This is a genomic window from Variovorax sp. J31P179 (assembly GCF_030316985.1).
Lineage (GTDB): Bacteria > Pseudomonadota > Gammaproteobacteria > Burkholderiales > Burkholderiaceae_C > Variovorax > Variovorax ginsengisoli_B.
In genome coordinates this window covers 13610-39369 of sequence record NZ_JASZYL010000005.1, presented here as the reverse complement: position 1 = coordinate 39369, position 25760 = coordinate 13610, and the positions used below count along the sequence as shown (strand labels likewise).

The window sequence follows — 25760 nt, the reverse complement described above, 5'->3', positions numbered from 1 at the left end:
CATGGCGACGCTGGAAGCCCTCACGGCCTCGTACAACTCTGCCGCGACGCTGTCGGAAACCCTCGCCTCGGCGTGGGGGGACAACCGTGTTCCGGTGCTGCTGGTGGACGACGGCTCCAGCGACGGCTCGGCCGACTACGCCGAGCGTTGTGAAGGCGTGCGCGTGATCCGCCAGCGCAATGCCGGCCCTTCGGTGGCGCGGAACCGCGCGATCCTCGAAAGCCGGGCGGAATTCGTGCTGTTCCTCGACAGCGACGATCTGCTTCTGCCGGGCTACCGCGCAGCGTTCGAGTCGGCGCTGGCTGCGAATCCGGATGCCGATGTGTTCGTCTGCGGCATGCAGGTAGTCGACGACGAAGGCCGTCCGGTCGACCGCCATGGCGCGCCCAGCCTGCAACCGACGGCCTTCCTGAGCGTCCTGCGCGGAGAACCGGTGCCGACCAACGGCGTCATCGTGCGGCGCGAAGTCTTGGCGCGCACCGGCCTGTTCCGGCCCGGGCTTCATCACGCGGAGGACCTCGACCTCTGGCTGCGCATCGCGGCGGCGACCGACAAGTGGGTTCGCATGGACCACTCGCTCGCGGTGTACCGCCTGCGCGGCGGCTCGCTGAGCAAGAACGGGCAGGCCATGTGGCGAGGCATCCGGCAGGTGGTCGGAATGGCGTCTCGCCTGCCGGTCGGTTCGCCGACCTTGCGTCGCGTCACTGCGCGCCATGCGTTGCAGGGCGGCGCGCGCTACGTCTACAACATGGCCTTCGCACCGATGCTGCGCCAGCGCGCGCGCACGTCGATCTCGGAGGCGCTGCGCGAAGTGGCGCGGCTGCCGGTGTGCTTCTGGCCGCTGGTGCTGCGGGACGGTGTTTCCAGTCTGTGGCGGCGGCAAGGGTCGCATTGATGCCGGAGTTCAGCGTCATCATCCCGTGCTACAAGCAGGCGCATCTGCTGCCGAAGGCGATCGAGGCGGCCCTGGCGCAGGCGCGCGACGTGGATCTCGAGGTGATCGTGGTGGACGACGGTTCGCCCGACAACGCCTCCGAAGTCGCGAGCCGCTATGAAGGCGTGATCGTGATCCGCCAGCCGAATGCGGGCCTGTGCGCGGCCCGCAATCGCGGCATCCTGCGCTCGAGCGGCCGGTATCTGCTGTTCCTCGATTCGGACGACTTCCTGCGCCCCGGCATGCTCGCCGCGGCGGCGCGCGCCTTCGCGCAGTCCCCGGACCTCGATGTGGTGCACGGCTATGCCGACGTGGTGGACGAAGGCGGGGACACGGTCATCAGCGAGTTCGGCGGGCGGGACCTCTCCGTCGATGCCTTGCACACGCTGCTGCGGAGCTGCATCGGCCCCCCGAACACCTTCGTCATACGCCGCGAGATCCTCTCGCAAGTCGGTCTCTTCGATGTCAGCCTGCGCTCCTGCGAGGACTGGGACCTCTGGCTGCGCATCGCCGCGGGTGGCGGCAAATTCGGGCTCGCACGCGACATGCGCAGCGTCTACCGCATCGTGCCGGGCAGCATGAGCAGGAACGTGGAAGTGATGTGGCGCGCCGGGAGCCGGGTCATCGGCCGCAATGCGCCCGCCCATGCGGACTGCCGTGCGTGCCGCGAGGCGAGGCGTGCCGGCTTCGCCGGCTTCTCGCTGACGATGCGGCCGCTGCTGCGGGACGTGGTCCGCACACCCGGCGGCAAGTTGCGTGCAGCCGGCATCCTGCTGCGCAATCCCGTCCTGTTGGTCCGGCAACTACGACTGGTTTTTCGGATCAAGAAATGAATAGCGAGAGCGCAATCGAGAACAAGGCGGAGGCTCCGCTCAAGGTCCTCATCATCGGCTGCGGCGCGGTGGTGGAGGAATACCAGGGCCCGGCGGCGCGCGCGGCAGAGCGGCAAGGGTGGCTCGAAGTGGTCGGCCTGGTGGACCGCAGCGAAGAGCGACTGGCGCGTTGCCAGCACCTCTTCCCCTCGGCCAAGTGCTACAACGACCTCGAGCATGCGCGCGAAGCCGACATCGCGCTGATCGCGACGCCGGCGCGCAGCCATGCGGATCTCGCGCTGTCGCTGCTCGGGCGCGGCTACAACCTGCTGGTCGAAAAGCCGATCTGTGCCACCGTCGCCGAGGCGCGCAGCATGCGCAGCGAAGCGGATCGGTTGGGCCTCATGCTCGCGGTCGGGCACTTCCGGCGCTTCTTCCCGGCCATCGAGACCATCCGCACCATGATCGCCTCCGGGGTGTTCGGGCCGGTGCGCCGCATCGTGGCCGACGAGGGCGGCATGTTCCGCTGGCCGGCCGCGACGGCGGGTTTCTTCACCCGGCAGGAGGGCGGCGGCGGCGTCACCTTGGACATCGGCATCCACATGCTCGAAATCCTGGTGTCGTGGCTCGGCCTGCCCGAGGTCGTGGACTATGCCGACGATGCCATGGGCGGCGTGGAGATCAACAGCGCCGCCAAATTGCGCTGGCCCGGCGGAACCGAGGCCGACATCCGCCTCAGTTGGGATGTGGAGCTGGCCAACTGCTATCGCGTCGAGTTCGAACGCGCGACCGTCACGTGGCGCACCGGGCAGGCGACCGACCTGCTGATCGAGATCGACGGCGTGCCCGTCCCGCAGCTGGCAACGAGCCGCCTGCAATACGGCAGCACCGCCACGTACTCCACCCCGGCCCACGGGTACCTCGGCGCCTTCACCGCGCAGTGGAAGGACGTGGTGGATGCGGTCCGCGAGAACCGAAAGCCCCGCGTCAGCGGCGGCACTGCCATGGCCGCGCTGTCGCTCGTCGAAACCATGTACGCCCGCAAGCGACTGATGGACATGCCCTATTTCGATCCGGAAGAGTGCGTCCGCGCCCACCAGCTCGTGGAGGCGGCGTGACCATGCAAGTCGCGGTGCTCGGAGGTTCCGGATTCGTCGGCACCCGCCTGATGGAGAAGTGGGTGCTCGGCGGCACGCACGATGTGCGTGCGATCGTGCGCAGCCCCTACAGCCTCGCCCGCATGGCGCGTTTTGCGTTGCCGTCGTGGAAGCAGGCCGACATCTTCGACGCGGCCTCGCTGGCCGAAGCGGTTCGCGGCTGCGACGCGATGGTGCATGCGATCGTCGGCGATGCCGCGCAGATCGTCGCCGCCGCGCAGGCCGCGGTGCAGGCTTGCAAGACCGCGGGCGTACGCCGGCTCGTCTACCTCAGCAGCGCCTCCGTGCACGGGCAGAACCCGCCGGCAGGCACCGACGATGCGACGCCGCTCAAGGACGACCAGCCCAACGACTACAACAACGCCAAAGTGCGGGCCGAGCGCGTGCTGCGCGAAGCCTCGGGCGTGGAGGTCTGCATCCTGAGGCCGGGTATCGTCTACGGGCCGCGCTGCCAGTGGTTCGGCGGCCTGCCGCGCGCGCTGCATTCGAAGCAGGCGTTCCTGGTCGAGGGCGGCCATGGGTTCTGCAACCACATCTACGTCGACAACCTGATTCATGCGATCGAGCTGGGCCTCACGCATGCGCGCGCGACCGAGGGCGCCTTCTATGTCGCGGACAGCACCTGCATGACGTGGCGCGAGTTCTACCAGCCGCTGGCGCAGGCGCTCGGCTTCGACATGTCGGACTTCCGCGAGGTGCCGGCGGCGGGCATGCCGACGCGCTCGCTGCGCGACCGCGTGGCGTGGGCCAAGCAGGTGCCGGCGTCACGGATGATCCTTCCGATGTTCAGCCGGCGGCTGAAGGATGCGGTGAAGGCCGGTCTCGAGCGCTACACGGCACCCCCGATCGCGAGTGGCTTCCTGCTGCCGCAGGCGCCTTCGCCATCGGCGGACTACGAGATCAGCCAGTTGCACACTTGCGCGACGCGATTGCCGATGGATCGCGCGGTCGAGGTGCTCGGCTATGCGCCGCCGCTGAGCGCTGCGCAAGGGCTGGACCGCAGCGCGCGCTGGCTCGCGGGCCTGTGGGTCACCGAGCCCCAGGCGAAGCGGTGAGGCCGCGAGTCCGGCCGGGTCAGGCCGAGCGGTAGACGCGGCCGATGGCGGTGGCGATCTTCAGTTTGATCCGCCGCCACGCGAGATCGCCGTCCCCCCACACCTTGATCGGCGCATTCGCGAACTGGTAGTACGCCTTGGCCGCGAGCCGCGGCGGTTGTCCGCGCAGTGCCTGCAGGATGTGTTTGCCGTCCCACGGCTTGAGCCAGCCGATGGCATGCGACAGGTAGTAGCCGCCCGGCAAGAAGTCCATCGCTTCGGGCCCGGCCGTGTTGAGCGGCACCTCGCTCACGGTGAGGGCGAAATTGAGCGCGTCCTGATCCGTGGAATGGAAGATGGAGTTCGCATCGCCCGCCTTCAAGTGCTTGACGCCCTTGTTGTGGTCGACCACCAGGTCGCACAAGTGGCCCCACAGACCCAGGAACTCGATGTGCGCGCGCGGGACGGCGATGAAGCCGGAGTTGTAGTAGCGCCCGATGCTGCGCTGCGAGGTGACGCCGTGCGCCGCGAAAAAGCGCTGCCACTGCAGGCGCTTCGGGTGCCGCTCGGGAAAGTTGGGGTTGACGTCCTCGCACAGCGAGATCCCGTCGTCCGTGAACCAGGCGGCGAATGCTGGCCACGTGCACTTGAGGACGATGTCCGGATCCAGGTAGGCGACCCGCGTCGCCTCGGGTGCGTGGTGCTCCAAGACCTGGCGCAGGAAGGTCGGCTTGTAGTACGCGAAGTGCAGCGGGGTGTCGATTTCCACCATGTGCAGCTTCAGCGTCGGCGCGACCCGCAATTCGCCGCTGGCCCGGTCAAAGTCGGGGGAGTCCGCGATCCACGCCGGCAGTTCACCGCGGTAACCGACCCAGAAGTCGCCCACGAAGCCCGAGGCGATCAGCGAATTCGACAGGGCGGCAACGCCGTAGTGGTAGTTGCCTTCGAACAGAGTGCAGAGCGTGATGGTCATGGATCTGGTTACGATTTGGGCCTGATTGTAAACAAACGTTCTAAAGGTAGGGTTCAGGGCGCGTTCAGGGTGTGTCGGCGCCGCCTTGCGCATCCGCCAGCTGGCGCAGGTCGTTGGCGTAGGCTTGCAAGCGCCGCGCCGCCTTCTCGCGCTGAGCCGCGGTCGTGCGGTTGTGCAGCACCGCCATCGTGTCGCAGGCCTCCTGCATCATCGCCGCCTGCCGCGCGGCGGCGGGGCCTGGCGCCGGCTCGGCCACTTGGCGCACGTAGGCCTGGATCTGCGCCTGCGTCTCGCCCGGCGGCAGCTGTTGCGTCTGGACCCGGCGCAGCAGGGCCAGCACGTCCTGCTGGCGCCGCTTGCGGTCGGCGTCGACCGCCAGCGGATCGAAGGCCGAACGTTCCACCTGCTGGCGCAGCAGCTCGCGCTGGCCGGCGTCGAGCCGACCGTAGAAATCTTCGCTGCGATCGAGGAACTGGTCGTAGCGCTTCTCGCGCTGCTGGGCCGGGCTGCGCGCGAGCCAGTCTTCGGCGTAGGTGGCGTTGGTCTTCTGGTACTTGCGCTCGATCTGCCGCAACTGCGCCTCGCTCAGGCTGCGCGCGAGTTCGGCGCCGGCCGGCGCGCCGCGTTGCGCCACCGTCAGCAAGCGCGCCCGGAAGGCGTCGAGCAAGTCGCAGGCCTGCGTCGGCGTGATCTCGCCCGGCGCCAGGGACTGGGCCTGCTGCAGCAGGTCGGCAAGCTTCGGCAGCTCGTTGCGCCGGTGCCAGGCCAGCAGCTGCTGCAGTTCTTCGCGCACCCGCGGCGTCTGCGCGTCGTCGAAGTCGACGTAGCCGTCGAGCCACCAGTAGCCGACTTCGGGCAGGTTGTTGTAGGCGAGCTTGAGCGCGCTGCAGGAAGCGAGCAGCGCGGCGGCCATCAGCGCGCCGATAATCCGCGCCAGCATTGCGCAACGCATTCGGGAAAGTGGCATGAATCAGATTCAGAAGGACAACCAGGAGCCGGTCGACGTCGTCATCATGGCGGCCGGAAAGGGCACGCGCATGAAAAGCAGCCTGCCTAAAGTGTTGCATCGTTTGGGCGGGCGCGCGCTCGTCGCCCATGTGATCGATACCGCGGCCGGGATCGGCGCCCGCCATGTCGTGGTCGTGACCGGCCATGGCGCCACCGATGTCGAGACGGCGCTCGAGGGCACCGTGGCCGGCGTGACGCCGCAATTTGCGCGCCAGATGCCGCAGCTCGGGACCGGGCACGCCGTGCAGCAGGCGGCGCCGCTGCTGCCCGACGATGGGACGGTGCTGGTGCTGTCGGGTGACGTGCCGTTGATCGGTGCCGACACACTGCGCGCGCTGGTGGCCGAGAGCGCGGGCCGCCGGCTGGCGCTGCTGACCATCGAGGTCGACGACCCGCAGGGCTATGGGCGCATCGTCCGGGTGCAGGGCCAGCAGGACGCCGAAGGCGAGGTCCAGTCGATCGTCGAGGAAAAGGACGCCTCCGAGGCGCAGCGCGCCATCCGCGAGATCTACAGCGGCGTCATGGCGGTGCCGGCCCGGCTGCTCAAGACCTGGCTGGCGCGACTGGACAACAGGAACGCGCAAGGCGAGTACTACCTGACCGACATCGTCGGCTTCGCCGCCGTGGACGGCGTCCCGGTGGTCGCGCACCGCACCGACGATGCCCTGCAGGTGGCCGGCGTCAACAGCCCGGCGCAGCTGGCGGCGCTGGAGCGCGCCCACCAGCTGCGCCAGGCCCACGCCCTGATGGCGCAGGGCGTCCGGCTGGCCGATCCGGCGCGCTTCGACCTGCGCGGGACGCTGGTCTGCGAATCCGACGTCGAGATCGACGTCAACTGCGTCTTCGAGGGCGCGGTTTCGCTCGGTGCGGACGTGCGCATCGGCGCCAACTGCGTGATCGCCAACGCGCGCATCGAGACCGGCGCCGTGATCCATCCGTTCACCCACATCGACGGCGAGAAGGCCGGCGTGACGGTGGGCGCCGGTGCCCTGGTCGGGCCGTTCGCGCGGCTGCGGCCCGGAGCCCGGCTGGGCGCCGAGGTGCATATCGGCAATTTCGTGGAGGTCAAGAACTCCACGCTCGCGGCCGGGGCCAAGGCCAACCACCTGGCCTACCTGGGCGACGCCACGGTCGGCCAGCGCGTCAACTACGGTGCCGGCAGCATCACGGCCAACTACGACGGCGCCAACAAGCACCGCACGATCATCGGCGACGACGTCCACGTGGGCAGCAACTGCGTGCTGGTGGCGCCGATCACGATCGGCGCCGGCGGCACCATCGGGGGCGGCTCGACCATCACCAAGAGCACCGAGCCCGGCGCCCTGACGATCTCGCGCGCCAAGCAGGCCAGCTACGCCGGCTGGCAGCGGCCGCAGAAGGCCCCGAAGTCCTGAGCCGCGTCGCGCCTCAGGCCGGGGCGGGCAGCGGCAGCCGCGGCGCGAACTTGGCCCGGTGCAGGCTGAAGAAGGCCTTGACGTTGCGCACGTTGGCGTCACTGGTGAAAAGCCGCTGCGCGAGCGCCTGGTAGGTGGGCATGTCGCGCACGGTCACGATCAGCACGAAGTCCGGCCCCGGCGAGACGCGGTAGCACTGCTGCACCGCGTCGTCCGGCGCGACTCGCCGCTCGAAGGCCTCCAGCGAGTCCGCATCCTGCCGGTCGAGCGAGACCTCGATGACCGCGGTGAGCAGCGGGCCGAGCCGCACCGGGTCGAGGATCGCGACCTCGCTGGCGATCCATCCGCCCGCCCGCAGGCGCCGCACCCGACGCAGGCAGGTCGGGGGCGAGATGTTCAGGCGCTCCGCCAGCGACTGGTTGCTGGCGGAGGTGTCGCGCTGCAAGGCGTCGAGCAGGCGAAGGTCGATGTCGTCCAGGTCTTCTGATTTCATTTCAATGTGAATTATGAAATAAAACCTGATGTCATTGGATTGATGAAATATTTAAACAAAAAATCCAATAATTCGATCTCAAATTTCAATCGGCGAAGCCTAGCATCTGGGCTCCAACCTCAGGAGCAGATCACATGTGTGGCATCGTCGGCGCCGTTTCCGGTCGCAATATCGTCCCGGTCCTGGTTCAGGGCCTGCAGCGGCTCGAATACCGCGGCTACGACTCGTGCGGCGTGGCCGTCAACGCCAACGGCCTGCAGCGCGCGCGCACCACTTCGCGGGTCGCCGACCTGCTGGCCCATGTGCGCGACGACCAGATCGAGGGCAGCACCGGCATCGCCCACACGCGCTGGGCCACGCACGGCGCGCCGGCGGTGCACAACGCGCACCCGCATTTCAGCCACGGCCCGGGCGCCGATGCCGAGACCGGCCGACCCGGCCGCGTGGCCCTGGTGCACAACGGCATCATCGAGAACCACGAGGCGCTGCGCGCCGCGCTGCAGGCCAAGGGCTACGTGTTCGCGAGCCAGACCGACACCGAGGTCATCGTCCACCTGATCGACAGCCACTACGACGGCGACCTGTTCGAGGCCGTGAAGACCAGCGTGAAGCAGCTGCACGGCGCCTATGCGATCGCGGCCATCTGCCGCGACGAGCCGCAGCGGGTGGTCGGCGCCCGCGCCGGCTCGCCGCTGATCCTCGGCGTCGGCCAGGATGGCGGAGAGAACTTCCTGGCCAGCGATGCGATGGCCCTGGCCGGCGTGACCGACCAGATCGTCTACCTCGAGGAGGGCGACGTGGTCGACATCCAGCCCGGCAAATACTGGATCGTGGACGGGGCGCACAAGCCGGTGACCCGCACCGTGCGCACCGTGCACGCCCACAGCGGCGCCGCCGAGCTCGGCCCCTACCGGCACTACATGCAGAAGGAGATCTTCGAGCAGCCGCGCGCGATCGCCGACACGCTCGAAGGCGTCGAGGGCATCGTGCCCGAGCTGTTCGACGGCGTCGGCGTCGATGGTGCTCCGGGCGCGGCGGCATGGCGCGTCTTCAAGGAAATCGACAGCGTGCTGATCCTGGCCTGCGGCACCAGCTACTACAGCGGCTGCACCGCCAAGTACTGGCTCGAGGGCATCGCGAAGATCCCGACCCAGGTCGAGATCGCCAGCGAATACCGCTATCGCGACTCGGTGCCCGATCCGAAGACGCTGGTCGTGACCATCAGCCAGTCGGGCGAGACCGCCGACACGCTGGCGGCGCTGCGGCATGCGCGGTCGCTGGGCATGGAGCAGACGCTGACCATCTGCAACGTGGCCACCAGCGCGATGGTGCGCGAATGCAAGCTGGCCTACATCACCCGTGCCGGGGTCGAGATCGGCGTCGCATCCACCAAGGCATTCACGACGCAGCTGGCGGGGCTGTTCCTGCTCACGCTGGCGCTGGCGCAGGCCAAGGGCCGGCTCGGCGATGCCGACGAGGCGCGCTACCTCAAGGAGATGCGGCACCTGCCGGTGGCGCTGCAGTCGGTGCTGGCGCTCGAGCCGCAGATCATCAGCTGGTCGGAGGATTTCGCCCGCAAGGAGAACGCGCTCTTCCTCGGCCGCGGCCTGCACTATCCGATCGCGCTCGAAGGCGCGCTCAAGCTCAAGGAAGTGACCTACATCCACGCCGAGGCCTACGCCGCCGGCGAACTCAAGCACGGGCCGCTGGCGCTGGTGACCAGCGAGATGCCGGTCGTGACGGTGGCGCCGAACGACGCGCTGCTCGAGAAGCTCAAGAGCAACCTGCAGGAAGTGCGCGCCCGCGGCGGCGTGCTCTACGTGCTGGCCGATGGCGACACGCGGATCGAGAACAGCGAGGGGGTCCACGTGATCCGCATGCCGGAGCACTACGGTGCGCTGTCGCCGCTGCTGCACGTCGTGCCGCTGCAGCTGCTGGCCTATCACACGGCATGCGCGCGCGGGACCGACGTGGACAAGCCGCGCAACCTGGCGAAGAGCGTGACGGTGGAATAGAGGCCCGCTGTGCTGGTCGGCGCGCTTTGGTTTACTAAGGTTGTGGGAATTTTCCCTAGGCAAGCGGCCTCATTTGCTCAAAAAACCAGTTGCGGGAATTTTCGACTAAAAGCCGGAGGGGAGAACAACCTCATGCGGCGAAGAGCACCAGCGTTCTAAGATGGCGTCCCCCTCAGTCGTCTTCGGACGCGGCCATTGGGTGAAGCCCGCCCTCCGTCGGTTGTCCCCCTGGCAATGAACCCTCGTGGCCGTCCGGGCAGCGTCTGACTACTCTAGACTGGTTGCGGTCCTTCGATCTGCTCGAAAACTAGGACCGCTCCACACCAGGTTGCGGACCGAGTTTCGCCTATGTCTGCCGCAGACAGGTTGCATTCACTCGAACGAGCAGCGCTGGGAGTCGGCTTTGGCGCCCCCTTGCCGCCGATGACCTGTGGCGTCCATGCCTGACGGACTCATAGTTGTGCGCCGAGTACGTAGGGCATAGGCGGCTGGCACCGGCCAGCTGGCGAACAGCACCGAGCGGCCCGCTACCGAGCTCGAATTCCGCCACGTCCTGGCGCTACATGAAGAAACTTTGCCCCTCGTCGCTCCAGCCCCCGCTCCTGCCCGCTCTGATTTTTTAGATGACAGGCATTCGCAACTCCAGTTGGCTTCGGGCAGGGCAACGTCGGTACTGATAACGTCGGTACTGATCAACATCTCTTTGTCACGGGTTGCTTGCCGTCATGCAGGTACTGTTGGTACCTTTGGGACGATCTCGACATGTAGATGCGCCCCTCGACCACGAACCCGTCCAGTTGATGCGCCAAGGTGTAGGCCGAAAGGTCGGACGTTGTGTTAATGAAGCCCTTGGTCTTGAAGTTCAGCGATGTATTGCACAGCACCCCATAGCCGGTGAGCGCTTTGAACGCCGAGAGCAACTCAAACAACGCACGGTTGCTAAACGCGGACACCGTTTGAATACGCGCGGTCCGGTTGACGTGGGTCACCGCCGCCAGCGTGTCTGTGCAAGCGCGATGGGTGTACAGCATGAATGGGCTTGGGTGATCGCACCCAAACCACTTTGCTGCATCCTCCTCCAAACACACGGGTGCAATCGGGCGGAACTGCTCTCGCTGCTTGATGACGTTCAGCCTCTGTCTGGTGCTAGCTTCAAATGGGGCAGCCAAGATGGATCGGTTGCCAAGCGCGCGCGGTCCGATCTCGTACCGGCCGTTCGCCCACCCCAAGATCAAGCCACCAGCCAACATCGCAGCGACGCTTTGAACGCTCGGCTCCCACTCGTCGAAGTGAGCGGGATCGACCGCTTCGTCCGCCACAAAATCCAGCCCCGAATAGACATTCCACGCGAGCTTGGGATCTCCGGTGAAATGGAACTGCGCGTCGACGGCGGTGCCAATCGCAGAACCCGAATCGTTGGCGACCGGAGGAACGAAGACGTCGCTAAATAACCCTGTCTGTGTCCACTTCGTGTTCCAGTCGCAGTTGAGTCCACACCCGCCAGCGATCAACAGCGGCATGTCCCGTCTCAGCTTTGCGGTAGCAAACCGATGAAAGCGATCGAACAGGCGGTCACTGAAGATTCCGGCGAAGTCTCTGAACTGCGGATCGTCCAGGCCCACGTTGTAGTGGCGAAACTCCTTCAAGGCTTCACACTGCTGGGGCTTGAGGTGCTGGCAATCCTGCAAGAGGAACGCCGTGATTTTCTCCTCCTCGTCCGAGGCTTGGCTTCTTCTGGAGAATGAAGCGAGGGCCATCAGTTTTCCGGCATCAGAAAGTCGGGAGAATTCGGCCGTGCTTTTGTCGAAGGTCGGATCTGCCAGTGCATAGAGCATGGCGTAGCGATGGCCAGGCTCGGGCATCACATCACCAATCTTCGTCACATTCAACTCTGCATCGATCTCGTAGAACGCCCCGATGACGCCTTCCCAAAGCAGCGCGTAGCAGGGGGTTCCCTTTGGCATCTCAGACATTGCGAACGCGCACAGAAGGTGGGAGCGTTCGTGAGACGATGAAAAGTAGTGCACGCTCTTGCCCAACAATCGCTGCTGGGTCACAACTACCTGGTCATGGTGGCTTCCGCGGTAGCCGGCCATGACGTCCTGATTGCGTGGAGAGTCACCGGGCCACCAGCCCCCTTTGCATAGCACGTCGGGAACGCTCTGGAGTTCGGACAGGACGTCGAAGACATCTGGGACCGACAGCGGCGAATGTCTGTACTTCGAGCCCTTCTCGGCCTCGACGGAGAATATCAAACGGCCGTCCTCGACATACGCAAATGCGCCGTCGTGCCCAGGGTTATAAGAGAGTATCTTCATGTGGCAACTTCGTTGGTATCGGGTACGGCCGGGATGGGCTCAATCGCAGCGCGAGTCTCGTGCGAGGATGGGTCCTGCGGTTTCGCGCGAATCGACTGCACGTGGGTGATGGCCGGAAGCCGACGGGTACGAAGTCGACCCGCGAGGTCAGCGGATCGAGTCGGCCAGGTGTTGGCATGCAGTTTCATGGGCAGATGGGGAATCGGGGTTGGATCCCAAAGCACACGTCGATGGACAAGCCGGTCATCCACCCACCACCGGATCTCGCACGGGGTCCATTCGATGGCATAGCGATGCATTCCCTTCGATGCATCGAAGCCCAGCTCAATGTGGCTTGGGGCACCTCGGTAGCCGTAGTCGAACTGAGCACCTTCTCCTCCCGGGTTGTAGAACACGTTGACAAGGAGGCGGCTTGGCATGTTGCCGGCAATCTCGATGTCGATCTCCTGATGCGGTGAGTTACGGTGAAGAAAAAATCCAGTGATCACCCCTGGCACGTTGGACGCCCGGAAGGTTGACTCGAATCTCCCGTAAAGGTAGCTGGCGCGGCTGCTGAGGGCGCCTGCGCTGTACTGTCGAACCCCCAACTCTTCCCGTCGCACGTGAAACATCGCGCCGTCGCCGCCGTCGAATTCAACGTTCAGTGGACGGAACAACGCCAGATTGCCAGTGAAGGTGTCGGACCTTGCAGACCAGCGCAGCGAGTCCAGGCGCTCCAAGCCATCCTCGACATCGACCCACTTGCCTTCGCCCGCGTGGCTCGTGGGTGCGAGCCGAATGCCTGACCAGCCGCGGTTCTCAGACTCAATGACCCACGGCGACCGATCTCGCTGAGGCGTTGTGCGTCGGCGAGCAAGCTCAGGCTGGCCGTGTGCATCGAGGATGGACCGTTGCCCCGAGTCGTCCAGCTTTGGGAACGAACACGAAGGAGGTGCACACCTGAGGTGCTCGCAAAGCGTCCGCCAAGCGTTGGGGTCGCCTGAATCAAGCTCGACGACATCTGCGCCTTCGAGGCCGGATGGAATATGCCAAGCAGTTTGGACAGCAGCTTGCGCTGTGGGAACCGTCACGATGAACTTGGCTTGTGGATAGGCGCGTCGCAGGTCACCGATCATTGATTCCAGACACCCGATATTGGCGTACGCGTCGAACACCCGTTGAACACTGCCTTGACGAAGCCGCGACATCTCCAGCAATGGCAGTTCCTCCAGATCGCTGCAGCATCGGTACCCAAGCATTGACAACGCCATCGCCAGGGAAGTCTGACCTGAGTTCGGCGGGCCAAACGCAAAGACAGGCAGCTGAGTCGGACGAATGTTGAACAGGGCTGCACCCTCGCTGTTGATCGCCCCAATCTTGGAGAGGCTGGGTAGGATCGAGTACGAATTGGTGGAGGCCGTGTCCCTTCTTTGGCGGACAAGTGAGTGCCTGGTCGCTCGTACGTTCAGAACGTTGAACTGGTGATTGATCCAAAGATCGACCGGGCCGCGACAAGGTAGTAGACCAAGAAGCTTTTCTGCGCCTTGTCGGGACAGGATGTAGCCTGACAAGAACCACAGCCCGCGCACCGGCCGGAACACATGGCTCGATACGAACGTTTTCGGAGCGCCATGCGTCGCCTCCATAAACGAAACGTAGAGGATGTCAAATCCCTTATGCTTTGCGCTTTCGCTCGCGACGTCTTTCCAAGCCTGGTCCAGATGACGGGCAAAGCTGGGATGAAACCACACGTCGTCCTCAAGGATGAGAGCATGCCCCTGGGCACCCTGCGCAACTCGCCTCCAAACCTCAATGTGTGACCTGGCCACCGCCACCTCCGCCCTGCTCATTCGGATCGGCGCGTCAAGCTCAAAGCGAGTCGGAAGTGCCCGCGGTTGAGGTTCAACAAAAAGTTGATCTGCCAAGGTGTAGTAGGGATCGACGTCTGCATCTTTGGGAGGATCCTGAGAGAACCCCCTCGCATCCACAGCGGCATGCCGTTCCGCGAGGCTGAGAAGATCGTTCCCGTATCTATCCCGTATGCGTCGAAGCTCCTGCTTGATGCGCGACCAACGGGTTGGCTGGCGGTCGAGATTGATGACGTAGATTCTTTCAATACTCTGGCCGTGTGACGCGCGATGAACGCCGAAGGCACGCGAGGTCTGAATCGGAAGCATCTTGCGAAGGCCGTGTCCCAGACGAAACGCCAGGCGAAGTGCGGCCATGGGGGAACGTGCCGGATTCACAGCGCGTCCGAAAGCGAAGATGCACGGTACGCCCGCTGATTGGACAGTCTCCAGTTCCGCGAGTCGTTTCTGTAGCTGAGGGGCCACTGGCTGGTGGATGTCAGTTCCCAATCGTGCGCAACCATCAGCGCGTCGGGCGAGCATCCTTCGTTCAGTACTTCGAACACCGAGCGGGTGAGGTTGCCAGGACCCGTAGTCGCTTGGACCTCGGGCAACCCGCTCGCGAGATTCGCTTCAAGGGATCGAGTGGCGTTGAGCAATGCTCTTTCAACGATGGGGTGACCGGGCGACGCGATCAGGGGCGTCGTGTTGAAGTAGAAGATCCACCCCGGCTGGTTGGCGCCCGGCTCAGTGAATAGGGGTGGTGCAACCATCTGAGACGTTGCAATGTCGTAGCAGAACGGCTGGAGCTTCAGCCGCCCGTCCGCGAACAATTGCTCGATCGGTGTGCCGTGGTAGACGTCGTCGGCATCGATATAGAAGCCTCCTTCCACGAGCACGTACGAGTATCGAAAGTAGTCCGACATCATCGAAGGGTGGTAGCACTTGTCGAAAGCGCTCTCATGGCGGGCCCCCAAGCGGTTTCGGATGAACGTTCTCGCTGAGCTCTCGTCGAACACCTCGATTTCGAATCCGATCTGTTTGAGTTGCTTCCATGAGTCCATGCAGGCTTTGACGTCCTCGGGCAATCGGTCCAGGTCGTTCCAGAACTGGACGATGCGCCGGGGAGTCGGGGTGGACCACGCCTTTGAGGCTGGTGTTGAGTCATGAGGTCGCTGCACCATGTCGCGCACGAATTTGGATCGCGCGCGCTCGGCAGACCCGAGTGAATCGACTTGGACGGTGTCGTTGATGACTTTTGCTTCGAGCATCTTTGCGTTAGCCCCTTGGATTGTGAAAATTGTTGTAGTCGATATTTGGGATTGGCCGCTGCGGACTGGTCGCGGCCTTCGAAGCCGCAGGCATGCCACTATTGAGCAGACCGCAGCGCATCGCGGTGCGGGGCAGTGAGGTACTTGCTCGGTCGCCTGAAGCTGATACGTCGCGACGCTCTTGAGGTGACTGGCGCTCGCCACGCAGCAAACTCACTGGGGCGCCGTAGACTGTCGCTGTATCGCAAGACAACAACATCTACGCGACATCGCGGCACTTTGGAAGGAACCGCAGCCCCAGAATGCGATGCCCGCATTCGCTCCCTTCTTAGCCTCTCGCCGCACCATGGGTCCAGCGCACCGCGGAGAGGGCGGGGCGAGCGTTGACGTCGAAGTTGCGGCAACCGGGAAGAGCGTGTTGGGGCCGGAGCCGTTGAGGCGCGATCGCGGGCGGCACGCAGCAGCTGAAACAGTGCCTTCCCGTCCAGCAACTGGACATTGCGCCCCTTCGCAAAGGCTTGTGCTTCTTCGGTGAAGCGCCCTGAGGTGACGACAAAGCCACCGACAGCGCCGGTTGCAGCCATGACGCCATACAGCTCGCGAACAACAGTCATGCCGACTCGCTGTGCGCGCCATGCTTGCACTGGACGAGGAACTTTTCCCGGTTCTTACGCACCACGAGATCCACGCCACCATCAGCGCCGCGCCCGCCAAGCTCTTCTACCTGGAAGCCCTCCTGTCTAAAGCCCTCGCCGACCAGCAACTCGAACTCGCGCCAGTTCATCCCACTGAGCGCTTCGGCCGATGCCCGTTTCTTCATGTTCGCCTATCGCCCTGGCAAGCTTGCGAGACTGCTAATGATGGTGAGGGACTTCGAACCGCGGGTCATGGCGACATACAGGTCCTTGGCGTCGAGCGCATCGGCGTCGAGGATTACCGCATGGTCATACTCCAGTCCCTTCACGAGCAATGTCGTCCCAATCAGTTTTTGGTGTTTGAGGGGCCGACCCGTATGCCGCATGTCGCGCTGGTACAGATTTGCGGCGTCTGCAAGGCTCGGGCCGTCGCCATCGATGTGCATCCTCAACACGTTGAGGAAGCGGTATAGCAGGTCGCGCCGGTAGGCTGAGACGCCCTTGGTCGCTTTCAGCGTCACGAGGAACGATCGCAAGTGCGAACTCGTGGGCTTGTTGAGATAGGCATTCGCGGCGTGCAAGACCAAGGGGTGTTTGGTGCCCTTGCTTTGCTTGGCCACCTCGCCCCTCTTGGTTCCTGCCGTCAAGACATCGGGGACGCCCGTGAAGCAGTTCTTGGAAAACTCGAGCACGAGAAGGAAGCCTGCCTGGACCGTCTTTGCCGCGACGAGCTTCTTGACGAACGAGTGGAGCGCCTTGCCCTCGACTTCCTCGATCGAAGAAAAACGGCCAGACATGGTCCGCGCCAACAGGTGGGTCTTGTTCTTGGACGGTTGGTCGCCTCCGTGCAGCGCGATCACGCTCTCGTTGTGGTCCAGCAGTTTGCACAACGCGGAATACTGCTTCGCCGAGAGGTACTGCGGTTCCGTCCGGAGCCGCTGCACGCAAACCGGCAATTCCTTCGACAGATCGATCTTGCGCCCCTGCTCTAACGTCTCTCTGGCCGTCTTCAGCCAAGCCCCAAGCTCCGGAACGCCCGACTTCTCCCAGCGCCGTGGAATCTCCAGCTTCCCGAGCAGTGCGAAGGCGGGATAGACACTTGTCGCCCATTCGACAGGCTTGCCCTCATCGAAGTCGAAGATGGCCTGCATGGGGTCACCCAAGATCCGACAGGGCAAAAACTCGCCCAATGCGCACACCAGCGCATGCTGCTGCTCGGAGCAGTCTTGGTACTCGTCCACATAGACGCCGGCGTAGCTTGCCTTGACGACATGACGGATGAACTGTTTGCCGAGAAGACCGGAGCATGACGCGTAGAGCTTGCTCCATTGCTTGCCCGTCGGGTGTTGCGCGTTCCAGCCCGAACTCTTTGGGTAGGCCAGACAAAGCCGAAGCGACCAGCTTGCTATTGTGTCGATCTGGTAGTTGCCGGCGGGTACGCCGAGAGCCGTCATCTTGGTCTTGATCGAGGTCACGCCCGCGAAGGTGTGGGTCAGGACGAGCTGCCGTTTGGCGCTAGCCTTGACGGCGAGCGCGATCAGGTAGGTCTTTCCGTATCCGGCAGGCGCAATCACATAGCCCTTGTCCCCGAAGCTGTTGAGCTTGAGCGCCAATTCCTCAGACATGGGCCGCCCAAGCCCAGAGCACCTCCAGCTTGACGGCCAGATCCTTCTTCAGGAAATCCGCACTGCCATAGCTCGGGCTAATTGCCTTAAACCAGAGATCGCCCCGCGTGATGTCCTTGAACCAGCCAGCCTTCTTCGCGGCCACGCCAATGGCCACCCGCAGCTTGACGCTTTCCGGCCAAGTACTGATGTCCTGGTCCAGCGCGTCCTTGAACTGGGTGTGCACTTGATCGCGCGTTGGGTAGCCGAGCTTCTCCTGAGCGAGCTTCACGCTAGCAAGTGCTATCTCCCACGGTAGGTCCCGGAATGCCCTTTCCTCCAGCGACAGCTTCTCGCTCCAGGCATGCACTGGAATGCCGTGCTTCACGAGATCGGTAGCATCGGCGTCGGAGAACTGGTCCGGCGCATCCGCATCGGCGAGCACCGAAACCTCGTAGCAAAGCGACTTGAAAGCCTTCGCCATTCGCTTCACCTGGCTTCCACTGCCGGCGTTGACAAGTGCCACGCCGTGGTAGGAGAGCGAATCCTTTCCTGTCTGTACTTGGTGGTCGTCGAATCCCCTCAGAAAACCGACTTCGGTTGCGCCTTCGCACACCACCACCTTCTTCGCCAAGAAGGCCTCGGCACTCGAGCGGATCTTGCCCTGCAGTTCGTGCTCCTGCAAACCGTCTTTGGCCGCTGAGATGATCTCGACCACGCCGGCTTTGTTGTGAACGACATAGAGCTCATTGACCGTCAGTTCACGCAGCACCATGGGGGAGTGCGTCGTGAGGAAGTACTGCCCGCGCCGGTCTTCACGGACATGTTTGATCAGCCGGGTTATGCGATGGGGTTCCAGGCCGATCTCGACCTCGTCAAACAGGGTGATGTGTCCCTCCTCCAGTCCCATCCGCTGGATACCGCACAGCAGCATCCGGCGTGACCCGAGGCCTAGCTGGCGCAAAGGAATCTCGCCGTCGTGCAGGGCGAGACCACCCACTTTCAGGTTGATGGCGTTCAGATCGAGGTGGGCCTTATAGCCGTCCGCGACCGGCACCCCCAGGATCTTTGCGGCTTCCTGCGACTTGCCTGCCGCCGCATCGAAGTTCTTGAGCGAAACTAGCCTGTCGGCGTCCAGCGAGGCCCGGGCCGTCCTGGAGGCGTTGGCAAGAAGCTCCGTGAGGCTCTGGGCCTCGGTGAGCTTCGCCAGCGCCGTGCCGGTCGCCCAGGACAGTTGCTTCTCGCTGTAGATACCGATGAGGCCCACGCTGACCTTGTTCCTGTCGGCCGTCTTGAATAGCACGCCCTCAGGGGTCCGATCACAAACTGCAACCCACTTTGGTTCCAGATCCTTCTCGACCGTGAGCCGCACGGTCAGAACACGCTCCAGGTTGTCTTCGGGTTCGTCGACGAGCTTTTGGGCCGCGGCGTCCCAACCCCTGAGGATGCTCCCGTACTTGGTGAGCGAGCAGAAATCCTCGATCAGCTCGCCAATGGTGATCTCAATGGCGATCGAGTTCTCCGCCTTGCCTTGGTAGAAGTCGGAGTCGCTCAGGGCAAGGTTCCATTGCGGATGGAAGGCTATTCTGATCGCATCCAGAATGGTCGACTTTGAGGAGTCGCCCTTGCCAATTAAGCAGAAGATCTCTGCAGCCGGGAGATTCCAATTGAGCTCTCTAACACCGCGGAAGTTTGTAATCTTTATTTTTCTGATCTTCACCGAACAATATTCCTTAGACCATTACTCAGCACCACAGGCGATTCTGCCTACATTTTTTCGGCAGGTTCAACCGACGAAATAAGCCATCTGCGCGACGACCATCATAGATACAAATTGTCACGGCGAGGTGAGGTGAAGCATGGGAGGTCATCAATGTTGCGGAGTCGCAGTTCCTAACCTGACAGTCAAGTGGTGCAGACGCATGCGTCCGTGTCGGACGGACCAAGATTCAGCTGGCGCGTGGAGTGTTGTTCCCTCAGCGCCCTCCTTCAAGGTCCCATGCAAGCTGCGGCATGACAGGCACTGCATCGGCCGTCGCCGGCCGCTGGACTTCCGCAATCTGGAGGTCACCTGCCTCAGGGAGCCGACTCGCTGATCGGCCGCCTTCGCTGCGTAGCAGCCGCCGGTGCCGTACTCAATGGTTGAACGCCAGCCTCCATGCATCGGATCTCCGACTAAGGCGAAAGTATGTGTCGTGGCAAATAGCCAACAACCAACTGTGCAGTCCTCCTCAAAATTGCGGAGCCGGATATGTCTCCCCGCAGCTTGCGGGCCGAATGGCTCAAAGAATTGCCGATGCCCCGTCGAAGAAAAGCCGGCCCCGCTGAAAACCTGATCGACCTAGTCGCGCTGATGCCTTGGTACGCCGGGGTGTTCCTCGCTATCGTCAGCTACATAGTGCTTCGCCACATAGCGGCAGCGCCGTTGGTTGCGCTCAAGCCGGGTGACGTGAGCAGTGCCATGGTCGGGGCCGTTTGGCGCGGCCTTGCCTCGGCCGGGCAATTCATCGTGCCACTCATCTGCATCGCAGGTTCTGCGCTTTCGATCTGGCGGCGGGCAAAACGTCAATCTTTGATGGATAGCGCGACGCGTTCCGATGCCGCTGGCGGCTTGGATGGAATGAGTTGGCGTGAATTCGAGATGCTCGTGGGCGAGGGGTTCCGCCTGCAGGGCTACACCGTTGCGGAAAACCACAAGCCAGGCCCCGACGACGGCATCGATCTGGTCCTTCGCCAAGGCGGTGAGTTGTACCTCGTGCAGTGCAAGCAATGGCGCGCCTTCAAGGTCGGCGTACCCGTGGTGCGAGAGCTGTATGGCGTCATGGCAGCGAAAGGTGCCGCAGGTGGGTTCGTCGTTACCTCAGGCCGGTTCACCGCCGAGGCGGAGGAGTTTGCGCGCGGGCGCAACGTTCGACTCGTCGATGGCCCCAAACTGCACCAGTTGCTCCGGCAGGCTAAGGGTGGTGGTGTCGCTGGTCAGTCTGGGGAACACCCCGCAGGAGTACCTGTCGACCCGCGGCCCAACGCGGCGAAGCTAGTCGCTCCGATGTGCCCAAGGTGCGCCCAGTCGATGGTTCGACGTACCGCGAAGAAGGGCGCCAACGCCGGACAGGAATTCTGGGGTTGTTCGGATTACCCCCGCTGTCGCGGCACGGCATAGGCATGGCGACCGGCGTCCACTTGCTGGTAGATCTGGAAAACGTCCAGCCTTCCCCAAAGGAGGTTGAGGCCTGGCTCGGTGATGCCGGAGAAGCATGGGTCTTCTATGGCCCGAACCAGCTCAAACGCAAGGCGGGCTTCGAAGTCGACAGCCCGCGATCGACGCTCATCCCAATCTCACGCACAGGCTCGAACTCACTGGATTTCCACTTGGTGTTCTACCTCGGCTATCTGGCGGCCAAACACCCATCGTGCCGCTTTGTCGTTCTTGCCAAGGACACCGGCTACGACCCGCCGATTGCCCATGCACGAACGCTTGCATTTTCTGTGCGCCGCATGAACTCACTGCCGGTTGTGACCAAGCTGGTCAGCAGCTTCTCAAAGGAGAATGTGCCTGGACCAGGGAAGAAGCCGAAATCTACAGCGGCTCCTAAGAAGAAGGTCATCGCGAACGCCCAGGCCACGCAAAGTCAGAATTCTTCGGCAACGCACCAAGGGCCCGGCGCACAGCGGTTGCCCGCGAGCGTAAAGTCTGCGGAGAAGCTCCCGATCGCAATGTATCGAGCCCTTCTCAAAGACTTCAAGGCTCCAAACCGGCCCAAGAGCTTGACGGCCTTGAAGCGCCATATTCAAACGAAGTTCGGCCCCGCGCCCGTGCCTCAAAAAGTGCAGTTGCTCATAGACCGACTGCAAACCAGCGACGTGATCAGCGTGGTAGATGGAAAGCTGCGCTACGGGAGCCCGCAAGCTTGATGCAAGTCGGTGGTCCGCTACGTCGTCCCGCCTTGCCTGTGCGGCAAATTCCTGAACAATTTGACGAAAGGCTGATTTCGTAACGGACTATTGGCGCGGATTGAAGGCGGCGATGATCGTTCGCTTACCGATGTTGCGTAGGAGCGCGAACCGAGAGCCGCTTCAGCTTGCTCGAGACGTAGCGAGTTTCGTGAGGCACCGCCTCGGTGGATTGGACGAATCCATGGGGGAGCCGCCATGGTGATGCGGGCCCAGCGACCTGTAATCCGGCCTCTCGCAGCGTTATCTCGCGCGACCCTTCCTACGATGTACGAGTGGGTACCACCGATGCGGCGCTGCGAAGTTCCTTCATGTACCTTTTTGAAACGGCGGTGATCAACTCGGCCGGATCGACATCGAGCCCCTCGGCGATGCGATAGACGCTCGACAGCGAGGGCATCGCCACAGCTCGCTCCACTTTCGCCACAAAGGTCCGATGGATCTCCGCCATGAGAGCGAATTTGTCCTGGCTGAGTCCGAGCGCCAACCTGCGAGCTTTCAGCTCGGCTGCAAATGCCCGGAGCAACGCCGGATCCTGGTCGGAACGCATGAGACGAATCTCGCCTCTTGCGTGCTTTTGCGCACCAGCCTATCGGGTTCAAAATGCTAGGGCACGTGTGCAGATGCTTGGGCATGGTCGGTGAACCGGATGCTGTTGAAGCCCAGTCCGTTACCACAAATTCTTGAGCTTTTAGGCACCAGCGTATAAGATACAAGGTGCATGGCGGTCGGTGCGAGGGACAAACGCGTCGTAGTCGACGACATCGGCAGATCGCAGCGGGGTTTCGAGTCTCGCGCGACGCAACGCGGACCGACGCGCCTGAGTATTGGAGCAACGACGACGTCCCCCGAGCTGTCGGGCTCACGGCGTCGTCGGAGGTTTGATCGCCTGCACGGCCGCGAAGGAGTGACCAGCATGAACGGTGCTCTTTTGAAAGCGCGCTTTCCGTACATGTTCGAAGGCGACCACGTAGGCCTGACCTTCTATCGCGGCTGGACGCCGATTCTGGGCCGCGCGTGCGAGCAGATCGACCGGCTCCTACCTCCCGGCAAACTTGGCTTTCGCTGGGTCCAGCTTCGAGCCGACCAAGGCTGCGGGCTCTTCTTGTATGTGTTGGGCGAATTTCGAACGTTCGTGGTCAACCTCGAGGGCGATTCCCGCCGAGCCATGCTGTTTGCAGCCTACGATGTTGCCGCCGACCTAGCGCCCGAGGTGGATCGCGTCGTACTCGAGGCCGAACGTGTGACGAGCACTGCTTGCATGGTATGCGGGCGGCGCGCCGAAGCCGCCAACTATTTTGGAACTGAGCTCACGTTGTGCAGCCTGCACGGGCCGAGGGCCCTGGCGCGCTGTGGTGAAGAAGGCCTCGAAGGCTTTTGGAGGGAGGCGATCGAGTGGGAGGCGAATCCATCGTGAACACGATTCGCCGAAGAACGTCCGGAGGGGGCGATTCCGACAATCCGGAGGGCTTCGCCTTGTATCGCACCGAGGCATTTGAGGACTCGTATCAGGGCGTGGAGCTCTTGCTCCCTATCGCGCTGCAATGGCGCCTGCTCGAGGAGCGTCGAAGACTGGCCCGAGCTCGCGAGGAGGATAGGCGCGTCCCGACCCTGGAACGATTGCGGGCCGACCGGGACGCAACGAGGGCCGCTGTCGCACGTACCGCCCAGTTGCCTGCAGGACCAGGCGACCAACTCTCCTTCATCAAGCAGTTTGAGCGCGGGATGGCGCGCCGCGACCGGACGCGACGCCACCCCGTACTGAAAGCTGAAGAGGTCCTGCGTGTGCTCGCCAAGACGGCCACCGTGCGAAACAGAGACGAACACAAGCGCGAGCTTGAGCTCATGGAGAGGGTGAAGTCGCTCGGCGCGCTCAGAGAGGTTGCCAATCCCGCTCGTAATCCAGATCGGTGGGCCCGGGCGGTAGCGAACTTGCGTGCATGCCACCCACACTTTCTGGTTGTCACCGACTTCGTTGTCGAACACGTGGCGCTTTCGATGAGCAGTAAGGGGCCTCTCTGGATCCCTCCGCTTCATTTATGGGGGCCGCCTGGGATCGGGAAATCCCACTATGCAAACGATCTGGCGCTTGCCTTGGGGACTTCGCTGCGGCGCCAAACCATGGAGAACGCCCAAACGACATCCTTGCTCCTCGGCACTGAACGTCATTGGAGTACCGCATGCCCAGGCGCGGTGTTCGAGGAAATCGTCCTGGGGAGGTACGCGAACCCGGTCTTTCTGATCGACGAACTGGACAAAGCTCCGGCGAACTCGGCGTATGACCCGCTCAAACCGCTCCACTCCCTGTTGGAGCCGTTCACAGCGGCGACCGCTCGCGATGCCGCGCTGGACATCACGTTTGATGCCAGCTTGGCCATCTACATTGCGGCCTCGAACGATCCAAATAGGATCCCGGAATCGCTGCGATCAAGGTTCACGGAGTTCGAGATCCCACTTCCCCGCGGAGCACACGCCATCCAGATTGCGCAGGTCGTGGCCGCGCGAACTGTCGAAAAGCTCTCGGTGCCGGGTTTCCTTCCGCCGGAGCCGCGGTTGGCGTATCGGCTCGCTCACCTCACGCCTCGCGCCATCCGAAAGGCGGTACAGGGCGCCGTGGCGCGCGCCATCGTCAACGACCGGAGGTATCTGAAGACCTCGGATTTGCCTGCGGACGTCCTCGACGAAGACGGGCCGAAGGTGGTGTTGCACTGAGCCGGGGAGGCGCCATGAAACCACCTGGATCCCGAGGCAGGCCATACGGCCCCTATGCAGCGGTTCGTACGACAAAGGACCTCCTGAAAGCTGGAGCTCAGGCCCGAGCTGTCCGGCTAGCAGCGGCGGACATGCTAACGGTAGACCAGGCTGCGAAGCTGCTGGATGTCAATCCTTTGGACGTTCTAAGTTGGTCTAGGCGCAGTCAGTGCATCGGGGTGGTAGACGCCAAGGGCGTGCTCCGATTGCCGAAGTGGCAGTTTCAGCCGGAAATATGGCTTGTCCTCGAAGATCTTCTGGAAGCACTTGGCACCACAGACAGCTGGCAGCTCCTCTCCTTTCTGGAAAGCCCCGCCGAATCTCTCGCAGGACTGACGCCGCGTACTGCCTTGGAGCGCGGCCTGCTTACGGGGCGAGTGCTGGCGGCTGCTGTCACCCATGCTCATTGAGGTAACGGACATGAAGCTGCTCATCCTGTCTGACCTTCACGCCGAATTCGAGACATTCGAGGCACCGAAGGGTCTGGACTACGACGTGGCCATATTGGCGGGAGACATCGTCGCGCCTGGTCGGGCGGTCGCGCGTTGGCTGCGAGACCCGGCGCGTTTTGGTGACAAGCCTGTCGTGCAGATCGCCGGTAATCATGAGTACTACGAGTCCGTGCTCGCTCAAGAGGCAGCGGAGATGCGGCGCCAAGCGAAAGCGCAGGGCATTCATTTCCTCGACTGCGACGAGGTGGTGATCGCAGGCGTCCGCTTCCTGGGCTGCACGTTGTGGACCGACTTTCGCTTGCGGATCGATAGCCCGGGCTTTCCGGGACAACCAGTGCGGTTGCTGTCTGATCGGCATCGCTCGATGATGGAAAGCCTGCGCTACCTGGCCGACTATTCAGCGATCCGAATTGATGACCTGCACGCATCAAACTCGCGTGGGTCCCGGCGTCTGGTGCCGACGGATACCTTGCTGATTCATCGGCGGCATCGCTCGTGGCTTCGCAGGAAGCTCGCCGAGCCGTTCGAAGGGCCAACGGTGGTGGTGACACACCATGCACCCCATCGCAATTCGCTGGCAGCGCGGTATGCTGAGGATTGGTGCTCCGGCGGCTTCGTCAGCGAGATGCGGTCGGAGTTTTTTGAGGTGCCCTTGCTGTGGGTGCACGGGCATACGCACGACAGCTTCGATTACCAGGTGGGGAACTGCCGGGTGATCTCAAACCCGCGTGGCTATTTGAACTGGCACGGAGAGTTCGAGAACAAGGCCTTCAACCCAAGACTGTTGGTCGAGGTCGACTCGTCGTCGGGCGTCGGGGGAGGTCATGGCAATAAGGAGCTGCTCGATCTCGCCAGAGAGGTCTTCGGAAACGGAGCCGACGCTTGGTAACGCAAGCCGCATGTCCTCCTGGGAGGTCAAACGCCGGCAGAGTTTACCAGTGCCGGTGGCCTAGAACGAGTGCAGAACATTCTTCGATCAATCAAGCATGGAGGCCTTGTATGACGCGAGCTGCCACTGAGCAGGCTCCGCCCGTGTGAGAGGACCGTGTTCGAAAGCGATCCCCCGGCTGAGATGCTCGAAGTTGATCCGCAGGTGTGTCGTGCCTCATAGTAGACGCAATCCTCTCCCACG

General features: G+C 63.3%; 21 protein-coding genes and 2 pseudogenes. 13 read left to right on the top strand and 10 right to left on the bottom strand.

The annotated features are described in order from the left end of the window. Position 1 precedes the first annotated feature (1 nt). From QTI17_RS14065 to QTI17_RS14050, 4 genes are read left to right on the top strand one after another with little or no spacing between them, the layout of a single operon-like run. Entirely contained in the window at positions 2-895 is an 894-nt protein-coding gene (locus QTI17_RS14065) for a glycosyltransferase (protein ID WP_286533864.1), read from the top strand. Next, positions 895-1767: a glycosyltransferase gene (locus tag QTI17_RS14060; protein ID WP_286533863.1), complete on the top strand. Its 873-nt coding sequence runs from the start codon at positions 895-897 to the stop codon at positions 1765-1767. Before QTI17_RS14065 ends, QTI17_RS14060 begins: the two co-directional genes overlap by 1 nt. Further along, entirely contained in the window at positions 1764-2864 is a 1101-nt protein-coding gene (locus QTI17_RS14055) for a Gfo/Idh/MocA family protein (protein WP_286533862.1), read from the top strand. Before QTI17_RS14060 ends, QTI17_RS14055 begins: the two co-directional genes overlap by 4 nt. Before the next feature lie 2 nt (positions 2865-2866). Continuing rightward, positions 2867-3958 (top strand): NAD-dependent epimerase/dehydratase family protein, encoded by a 1092-nt coding sequence (locus QTI17_RS14050; protein ID WP_286534393.1) that lies wholly within the window; start codon positions 2867-2869, stop codon positions 3956-3958. A 19-nt stretch (positions 3959-3977) separates the two neighbouring features. On the opposite strand, the gene QTI17_RS14045 is transcribed toward QTI17_RS14050, so the two are convergent. Beyond that, on the bottom strand, positions 3978-5003 hold the full coding sequence (locus QTI17_RS14045; protein ID WP_286533861.1) for a hypothetical protein: 1026 nt from the start codon (positions 5001-5003) through the stop codon (positions 3978-3980). Beyond that, on the bottom strand, positions 4975-5850 hold the full coding sequence (locus QTI17_RS14040) for a DUF6279 family lipoprotein (protein WP_286533860.1): 876 nt from the start codon (positions 5848-5850) through the stop codon (positions 4975-4977). The genes QTI17_RS14045 and QTI17_RS14040 overlap by 29 nt, the downstream gene beginning before the upstream one ends. Positions 5851-5875: 25 nt before the next feature. Here QTI17_RS14040 and glmU point away from each other — a divergent pair, with 25 nt between their 5' ends. After that, a complete protein-coding gene (glmU, locus tag QTI17_RS14035) occupies positions 5876-7312 on the top strand; it encodes a bifunctional UDP-N-acetylglucosamine diphosphorylase/glucosamine-1-phosphate N-acetyltransferase GlmU (RefSeq protein ID WP_286533859.1) in 1437 nt (478 codons plus the stop codon). A gap of 13 nt (positions 7313-7325) precedes the next feature. On the opposite strand, the gene QTI17_RS14030 is transcribed toward glmU, so the two are convergent. Next, entirely contained in the window at positions 7326-7805 is a 480-nt protein-coding gene (locus QTI17_RS14030; protein ID WP_286533858.1) for an Lrp/AsnC family transcriptional regulator, read from the bottom strand. 134 nt (positions 7806-7939) lie between these two features. On the opposite strand from QTI17_RS14030, the gene glmS reads away from it, so the two are divergent. Next, positions 7940-9820 (top strand): glutamine--fructose-6-phosphate transaminase (isomerizing), encoded by a 1881-nt coding sequence (gene glmS, locus QTI17_RS14025; RefSeq protein WP_286533857.1) that lies wholly within the window; start codon positions 7940-7942, stop codon positions 9818-9820. Between the two features lie 692 nt (positions 9821-10512). Here glmS and QTI17_RS14020 read toward each other — a convergent pair. The 6 genes and pseudogenes from QTI17_RS14020 to QTI17_RS13995 all read right to left on the bottom strand — a co-directional run bounded on the left by QTI17_RS14020 (position 10513) and on the right by QTI17_RS13995 (position 19194). Next, on the bottom strand, positions 10513-12138 hold the full coding sequence (locus QTI17_RS14020) for a carbamoyltransferase C-terminal domain-containing protein (RefSeq protein WP_286533856.1): 1626 nt from the start codon (positions 12136-12138) through the stop codon (positions 10513-10515). Then, the gene (locus tag QTI17_RS14015) at positions 12135-14342 is read right to left on the bottom strand and encodes a family 16 glycosylhydrolase (RefSeq protein WP_286533855.1); all 2208 of its coding nucleotides are present in this window, start codon (positions 14340-14342) and stop codon (positions 12135-12137) included. The genes QTI17_RS14020 and QTI17_RS14015 overlap by 4 nt, the downstream gene beginning before the upstream one ends. A 17-nt stretch (positions 14343-14359) precedes the next feature. Continuing rightward, a complete protein-coding gene (locus tag QTI17_RS14010) occupies positions 14360-15235 on the bottom strand; it encodes a glycosyltransferase family 32 protein (RefSeq protein ID WP_286533854.1) in 876 nt (291 codons plus the stop codon). 98 nt (positions 15236-15333) lie between these two features. Beyond that, positions 15334-16019: pseudogene (locus QTI17_RS14005) on the bottom strand (restriction endonuclease). A gap of 42 nt (positions 16020-16061) precedes the next feature. Then, positions 16062-17495, bottom strand: a complete 1434-nt coding sequence (locus tag QTI17_RS14000; RefSeq protein WP_286533853.1) for a UvrD-helicase domain-containing protein — start codon at positions 17493-17495, stop codon at positions 16062-16064. Then, the gene (locus tag QTI17_RS13995; protein WP_286533852.1) at positions 17488-19194 is read right to left on the bottom strand and encodes an ATP-dependent nuclease; all 1707 of its coding nucleotides are present in this window, start codon (positions 19192-19194) and stop codon (positions 17488-17490) included. The genes QTI17_RS14000 and QTI17_RS13995 overlap by 8 nt, the downstream gene beginning before the upstream one ends. 576 nt (positions 19195-19770) lie before the next feature. On the opposite strand from QTI17_RS13995, the gene QTI17_RS13990 reads away from it, so the two are divergent. After that, entirely contained in the window at positions 19771-20634 is an 864-nt protein-coding gene (locus QTI17_RS13990) for a restriction endonuclease (protein ID WP_286534391.1), read from the top strand. Between the two features lie 2 nt (positions 20635-20636). Further along, positions 20637-21386 (top strand): PIN domain-containing protein, encoded by a 750-nt coding sequence (locus QTI17_RS13985; RefSeq protein WP_286533850.1) that lies wholly within the window; start codon positions 20637-20639, stop codon positions 21384-21386. Between the two features lie 301 nt (positions 21387-21687). Here QTI17_RS13985 and QTI17_RS13980 read toward each other — a convergent pair whose 3' ends face one another. Beyond that, positions 21688-21975 (bottom strand): helix-turn-helix domain-containing protein, encoded by a 288-nt coding sequence (locus QTI17_RS13980; RefSeq protein WP_286533849.1) that lies wholly within the window; start codon positions 21973-21975, stop codon positions 21688-21690. Positions 21976-22341: 366 nt separating this feature from the next. Between QTI17_RS13980 and QTI17_RS13975 the strand changes: the two genes are divergently transcribed. The 5 genes and pseudogenes from QTI17_RS13975 to QTI17_RS35050 all read left to right on the top strand — a co-directional run. Further along, on the top strand, positions 22342-22842 hold the full coding sequence (locus tag QTI17_RS13975; protein WP_286533848.1) for a hypothetical protein: 501 nt from the start codon (positions 22342-22344) through the stop codon (positions 22840-22842). Then, complete coding sequence (locus QTI17_RS13970; RefSeq protein WP_286533847.1) at positions 22839-24137, top strand: AAA family ATPase; 1299 nt, start codon at positions 22839-22841, stop codon at positions 24135-24137. The genes QTI17_RS13975 and QTI17_RS13970 overlap by 4 nt, the downstream gene beginning before the upstream one ends. 131 nt (positions 24138-24268) lie before the next feature. Beyond that, positions 24269-24586 (top strand): hypothetical protein, encoded by a 318-nt coding sequence (locus tag QTI17_RS13965; RefSeq protein WP_286533846.1) that lies wholly within the window; start codon positions 24269-24271, stop codon positions 24584-24586. 10 nt (positions 24587-24596) lie between these two features. Continuing rightward, a complete protein-coding gene (locus QTI17_RS13960; protein WP_286533845.1) occupies positions 24597-25517 on the top strand; it encodes a metallophosphoesterase in 921 nt (306 codons plus the stop codon). Positions 25518-25529: 12 nt separating this feature from the next. After that, positions 25530-25631: pseudogene (locus tag QTI17_RS35050) on the top strand (metallophosphoesterase); the annotation flags it as partial. Positions 25632-25760: the final 129 nt, after the last annotated feature.